The organism is Camelimonas sp. FR25 (assembly GCF_059740505.1).
In genome coordinates, this window is record NZ_JCAWFG010000048.1 from 1 (window position 1) to 386 (window position 386).

Annotated in this window: 1 pseudogene; it reads left to right on the top strand. The window is 63.0% G+C overall.

What is annotated here, in order from left to right:
- Positions 1-302 (top strand): annotated as a pseudogene (locus AC6A67_RS06800) (IS5/IS1182 family transposase); the annotation flags it as partial.
- Positions 303-386: the final 84 nt, after the last annotated feature.

A 386-nucleotide genomic window follows, 5' to 3' on the forward strand; every position in this document is an offset into this window, starting at 1 on the left:
CCGATACGGCCTACCGCTCGAAGAAGAATGAAGCGTTTCTGGCAGATGGCATGTTCAGCAGCCAGATCCACCGCAAGAAGCCGAAGGGCCGCCCGATGCCCGCGCACATCGCACGGGCCAACGGTAAGCGTTCCGTTATCCGGGCTGCGGTTGAGCATGTCTTCGCGGCGCAGAAGCATCGGATGGGGCTGGTGGTTCGCACCATTGGCATGGCGCGGGCCCGGCTGAAGATCGGCATGGCCAATCTGGCCTACAACTTCACCCGGCTTGCCTGGCTTGAAGGGAGAAGTGCGCCCGCATGATGCCTCAAGGCCGCCTCTGACGGTCCAAAGGCGACAATCAAGCGAAACAGGGCGGCCAATCGGCGTCTCCCGGAGGCTCTCGCA